At 44.0% G+C, this 5,919-nt stretch carries 4 protein-coding genes; 2 read left to right on the plus strand and 2 right to left on the minus strand.

All coding sequences use genetic code 11. The annotated features are described in order from the left end of the window. Window positions 1-282 precede the first annotated feature (282 nt). On the plus strand, window positions 283-1,725 hold the full coding sequence (gene pdxR, locus AB4Z17_RS31310) for a MocR-like pyridoxine biosynthesis transcription factor PdxR (protein WP_441964182.1): 1,443 nt from the start codon (window positions 283-285) through the stop codon (window positions 1,723-1,725). Between the two features lie 60 nt (window positions 1,726-1,785). On the opposite strand, the gene AB4Z17_RS31315 is transcribed toward pdxR, so the two are convergent. Then, complete coding sequence (locus tag AB4Z17_RS31315) at window positions 1,786-2,430, minus strand: formylglycine-generating enzyme family protein (RefSeq protein WP_441964186.1); 645 nt, start codon at window positions 2,428-2,430, stop codon at window positions 1,786-1,788. A 213-nt stretch (window positions 2,431-2,643) separates the two neighbouring features. Beyond that, the gene (gene uvrA, locus AB4Z17_RS31320; RefSeq protein ID WP_441964184.1) at window positions 2,644-5,148 is read right to left on the minus strand and encodes an excinuclease ABC subunit UvrA; all 2,505 of its coding nucleotides are present in this window, start codon (window positions 5,146-5,148) and stop codon (window positions 2,644-2,646) included. Window positions 5,149-5,418: 270 nt separating this feature from the next. Between uvrA and AB4Z17_RS31325 the strand changes: the two genes are divergently transcribed. Then, window positions 5,419-5,856, plus strand: coding sequence for a MarR family transcriptional regulator (locus AB4Z17_RS31325; protein ID WP_441964188.1), 438 nt, complete (start codon window positions 5,419-5,421; stop codon window positions 5,854-5,856). The last annotated feature ends 63 nt before the right edge of the window (window positions 5,857-5,919 follow it).

The following is a 5,919-nucleotide window of genomic DNA, read 5'->3' on the forward strand; positions in this document are numbered from 1 at the left end:
TCCATACGCCGATAGGTACTTGCATATGATTTCCCCCTATATGTTAGCAGTATATTTTTGATTTCGAATACGAGCAGTTCATTGAAATGTGAATTAACGTTTATCATAAAATAAAAAGCGAAAAAACGAACCATCCAAATCGGATGAATTACTACCATCCAATTCGATTGGTTTTCATTTAACTGTCATAGTTAGGTTGAAAACAGCCTCTTTCAGTTTGAAAATCAGTGGTATGATAATCATGACTATAATGTTTTATTTACAAGCAAGGATGTGAACTTGATGTGGGAACTTGAGAGGAAAAGTAAAATTCCTATATATAAACAAATTACCGATCATCTAGAAAGACGGATTTCCTACGGTGAATTCCCTCCTGGCAGCTTGCTTCCATCTGAGAGAAAATTGGCTGAACAACTGGGCGTTAACCGCAGTACTGTCATTTTGGCGTTTGCCGAGCTTCGATCGATGGGGATTATTGAAAGTCAGACAGGCAGTGGAACGCGTGTATCCAAAACAAAATGGGGAGCCACTCCCAAGCACACGCCAAATTGGAGCCGGTACGCTGAAGGCGGAAGCTTTCTACCTAACTTGCCCTTTATGCGAAGAATTCGTGAAGCGCTCAATCAAAACCCCACTCTCATCGATTTTGCTAGCGGTGAGCTGTCGGCTGATTTGGCTCCAAATGATGAAATTACAACATTAATGAGCGAGAATAAATATACTTCTTATTTGGGTTATGACAATCCTCAAGGGTATATTCCGCTTAGACAAGCATTGGTAACCTATCTTGATCAACATCGGGGTATTAAGACTACGGAATCATCGATTTTGATCACATCGGGATCTCAGCAATCGTTATATTTAATAACCCAGTGTTTGTTGTCGCCTGGCGACGCGGTTGCGATTGAAGATCCTTCCTACTGCTATTCTCTGCCTATGTTTCAATCAGCGGGGCTTAGGTTGTTCCGACTTCCTGTTGACAGTCAAGGGGTATGTCCTGAGGACATTCGTGCTTTATACAAAAAACATCGGATCAAAATGGTGTTCATGAACCCCAACTATCAGAACCCAACAGGTACAGTGTTCGGTGCTGAACGCCGCAAACAGCTGCTTGACGTTGCAAGCGAGTTGGCGCTGCCTATTGTCGAGGATGATCCATTTAGCTTAACGGACTATGAAGGTTCACCGCCTTCACCGCTGAAATCAATGGATTCAATTGGCTCTGTCCTCTATATCGGTTCTTTTTCCAAAATAGCTGCATCTGGCATGCGAATTGGTTGGATGGTTGCCCCTAACTCCATTGTGGAGAGGCTTGCTGACGCAAGGCAGCAAATGGATTTTGGACTTAGCGTTATACCGCAGCAGGTAGCGGCACAATTTTTGAAGTCCAATTACTTTGAACCTCATCTAGACCGTTTGCGCATGCAGCTCCAATATAAACGAGATTTACTGATTGAAGCATTGCAGAAGGAACTTCCAGGATTGGTTACGTTCACTGCTCCACAAGGTGGGCTTCATCTATGGTGTAAGCTAGTTCCGGACGTTCACGATGGAAAGCTGCTGGAGGAGTGCATTAAACGAGGCATTGTTTTTGTTCCTGGTAGTGTGTACGGATCGGATTCTGGTTTCGTAAGATTTACTTTTGCTCGAGCAAAAGAAGCTGAAATTGGTTTAGGAATCTCCAAATTTGCAGATGCGCTGCGTGAGCTTATGAATAGCAAATAGCTTAATTGGAATTAAAAATAACCGCCGAGGTCTATATCCTCCGCGGTTATTACTAACTCGTTAACATGATTTGGCAAGGCGAAACCCAAGGTCGTCAATACAAAATGACGGATGACTGCGACGACGACAAGTGGCTCCGCAGCCTCTCGCTTCTTCAGCCCAGCTGCCGCCTCGAAAAATGCGATATGAGCCATATACCTGCTCATCATATAAATCCCAGCACCATTCCCAGACGTTTCCTAACATATCATATAAACCCCATGCGTTGGGTTCTTTTTTACCTACTTCATGAATGCTGTCTCCCGAATTTCCATTGTACCAAGCGATTTTATCAATCTCTCCGTATTGATAGCCAGCTGTTCCTGCTTTACACGCATATTGCCATTCTGCCTCTGTCGGAAGGCGATAGCCATCAGATTCCCAATCACATTCAATATGATCTCCATCCTTACTGAATGAATAACACTCCGTTAATCCAGCATTCTGGGACAATAAATTACAAAAATAGACGGCTTCATTCCAAGAGATATTGACCACTGGTCTTTGATTACTACTCAAAGAAAGAGGGGATTTTTTGGTTACAGCTAAATACAATTCCATCGTTACGGGATAAGGAGAAAGATAAAAGGGTTTAATTTCAGACTTCCATATTCTCTTCGTCCGGTCATCTCTTAATTCTATTTCTCCGGCTGGAATGCTTACCATTGGATATTCATTATGTTTATTTAGAGCATTAGAAACGGTGATCTCCTCCTTTGATTTAAATGTTGCACTACTGTAATTTACCATAAATTAGTGATTCCTTATAATAGTAATTGAATTTTCCTCTCCATTTGGAATAGTTAACAAAAAAAGGTACTGTCAGCATAACAGTACGTGCACTACGTATTGATTTAGCAATAGATTGGCAAGCTATAATTACTGCCTTTTAGCCAACATTTCCTTTAAGAACATACCCGTATACGACTCTGCCACTTCCGCTACACGCTCAGGCGTGCCTTCTGCTACTAATTTTCCGCCAGCTGCGCCCCCTTCTGGGCCGATATCGATAACCCAATCGGATTCTCGTATCAGTTCCAGACTATGCTCAACAACGATTACCGTATTGCCTGTATCAACCAGCTTGCTGAGTAATGTATGGAGCTGCTTAATGTCAGATGGATGGAGGCCTGTCGTCGGTTCATCCAGCAGATAAAGCGTATGGTTTTTGGAAGGCTTGCTCAGCTCTTTCGCCAGTCTGATCCGCTGTCCTTCGCCGCCAGATAACGTTTTGACCGATTGCCCCCATTTCAAGTAGCCTAGTCCGACTTCACAAAGCATCTCGATAATACCTGTTATTTTAGTTTCGTTTTTGAGAATAGCTAGGCTCTCCTGCACAGACATATTCAGCAAATCCGATATAGAGCAGCCTTCATACTGAACCTGCAAAACCTCATCCGTAAATCGTTTTCCTTTGCAGTCAGGACACTTTACCTCCAGATCAGGCAGGAAGTTCATATCAACGGAAAGCACACCTAGCCCCTGACAGGTCTCACAACGACCACCAGAGGTGTTAAATGAGAAATGTTTGGTTGTCAGTTTTCTTTTTTTAGCTTCAGGCAAACCAGCGAACAACTGGCGCAGCTGCGTAAACACATCCGTATACGTTGCTACGTTGGAGCGCTGCACTCGTCCCATGGGTGTCTGGTCAAATATAACGACATTTCCGACATGCTCCAAGCCCGTTATTTCCTTGCACCCTATTCGCTCCAATTCCTTCTGACTTCCTTCTGCAAGGATATCAAAAACAAGCGTGGATTTGCCGGAGCCAGATACTCCTGTAACTGAAACGAGACAGCCAAGCGGGAATGACGCAGTTGGAATATCAACATTGCGGAGTTTAGCCTGCTCGATTGTAATAAACTGACCGTTGCCTGTTCTGCGAACGCGTAAAGGATTCGAGTCATTCTCTTCTCTCAAATAAGCGCCAGTAACTGAAAGCTTACTCGACATTAAATCCTCCAGACTTCCTTCGCCTACGACGGTTCCACCGTGCAACCCAGCGCCAGGACCTATATCGATGATATGGTCTGCAGCACGCATCATTTCAACATCGTGCTCGATTACGAGTACTGTATTGCCTAAATCACGAAGCTGCTGAAGTACTCGTATGAGACCGGATGTATCACGGGGATGAAGACCCGTGGTCGGTTCATCCAAAATATAAAGTACACCGGTTAGGCCAGACCCGAGCAGCGAAGCGAGCCGCAGCCGCTGTGCTTCGCCGCCTGATAACGAAACAGTTTGCCGATTCAGGGAAAGATAGCCTAGGCCAACATCAATGATTCGTTTTAGCCTAGTAGGCATATCATTCAGAATGGGCTCCAGCAGATAATGACCTTTAGGCGGGAGCGTCTCTTGTAATTCCTCTGTCCACTTAAAAACATCACTGAGCGACCATTCCGATACATCGGAAATGGTTGAGCCGGCTACTTGAACAAGACGAATCTCTTTCTTAAGGCGTGCGCCTAGGCATTCCGGGCAAAGCTGTTCATGAAAAAAACTTCCCTCTTTTTCCGATGCGCCTGTTTCCCCTTCTTTTTCTTTGTATCGCCGCCATAAACCAGGGATGACTCCTTCGAATTTTGTACCTTGGACAGGCTTCACATTTGGATAATGGCGCTTGAAGGCTTCACTCTCGACACCATAATATAACAAATCGCGCTGTACCTCTCCGAAATCCTTTAAAGGCTGATCCGGATCAAATGCCAAGCCGTAATGCTTTCCTGCCGCCAACAAAATACGAATTTGAATATCGCGATGAACCCCGTTCAGAGAAGCCACTCCCCCATCGCGCAGACTGAGCTCTGAATTGAAAACGGCTGCTTCATTAATGCTTGCCACATGTCCAAGCCCGCTGCAAGCTCCGCAGGCTCCTTCTGGCTTATTGAAGGAAAAGTGCGACATTCCTAACTGCTCAAGCGCTGCTCCGCAGTGAGGACAGCCTATCATTTGATGATCCATTTCCTCATCTTCATCGGCCATTGCACCTATGGGCTCTAATGAAGGAGCTATATGACCGCTGCAAGAAGGGCAAATTCGCTCCCCTAGTCGCGAGAAGATAAACCTTACAAACGTATAGATATCGGTTACTGTTCCGACTGTTGAGCGTGGATTTCGATTGGTAACATGCTGTCCAACACTGATGGACGGTGACAATCCTTCGATAGACTCAACCTTCGGCTTCCCTATCGAATCCGAGGTCATGCCCATGGAGTCCAAATACTGCCTTTGGCATTCTCTTTGAAGTGTATCCATAGCCAAAGTTGATTTGCCAGATCCTGATGGACCTGTAAGAACGATCAGCTTGTACTTTGGAATTGAAAGGGAAACATTTTTCAGGTTGTTTTCACGTGCACCTTTAATAAAAATGGTATCTTTCATAAAAATCCTCCTCATAATAATTAATTATTCTATGTCTTGTAGCATTCCGATCTCAAATAGGGGTTAAAATTGTTTAGCCATCATGACTAAAGTTTTTGCAAATTACGAATGAATTCGATAGAATGAACTTGATTAAATTCATTTCATCTAATATCTTTATAACAAAGTATCTCGAAATCCGAGATAACCACATCTTAAAAGGAGGTTTGTCCTTTGTCAAGCGAGCAACAAGTGCAAGCGACCGATCAGCAGGAACAATTCGTCGCCCGTATGCGTGGACTAGGAAGCCGAACCGTTTTGTACCAACAAAATGTAGCTGCTGCTCTCGGCTTATATAATAATGATTTTTTATCTGTGGATATTTTACGTGAAAAAGGTCCGATCACAGCCGGTGAGTTGTCCAAATTAACTGGGCTTGCTACTGGAAGTGTGACAGCATTAATTGACCGCCTTGAAAAATTCGGTTACGTACGCAGGCAAAACGATCCCAATGACCGTCGCAAAGTGATTATTGTTCCGCTCTATGAACAGAAAGAAGATGTCAGCAATACGTATATTCCCCTTCACAACGAGATGGTGAAGCTGGCTTCCTCCTATACAGATGCTGAGCTGGAACTGATTACACTGTTTCTAGAGAGAGCCGGCAAAATACTTGAGGATCAAATTGATCACCTAAGCTCTGCAAAAAGCACTAAGTCTTCATCTTAAATATATGACATACCAGTTTAAAAGGACGATATCCAGAAGTCTAATGACCTCAGGATACCGTCC

Origin of the sequence: Paenibacillus sp. TAF43_2 (genome assembly GCF_052113545.1) — a bacterium.
Lineage (GTDB): Bacteria > Bacillota > Bacilli > Paenibacillales > Paenibacillaceae > Pristimantibacillus.

What these genes read in the sequence shown, in the direction of transcription:
- AB4Z17_RS31315 (WP_441964186.1), bottom strand. Translation starts at nt 2,430, where the DNA reads ATGGTAAGCATTCCAGCCGGAGAAATAGAATTAAGAGATGACCGGACG.
- AB4Z17_RS31325 (WP_441964188.1), top strand. Translation starts at nt 5,419, where the DNA reads ATGCGTGGACTAGGAAGCCGAACCGTTTTGTACCAACAAAATGTAGCT.
- uvrA (WP_441964184.1), bottom strand. Translation starts at nt 5,148, where the DNA reads ATGAAAGATACCATTTTTATTAAAGGTGCACGTGAAAACAACCTGAAA.
- pdxR (WP_441964182.1), top strand. Translation starts at nt 283, where the DNA reads ATGTGGGAACTTGAGAGGAAAAGTAAAATTCCTATATATAAACAAATT.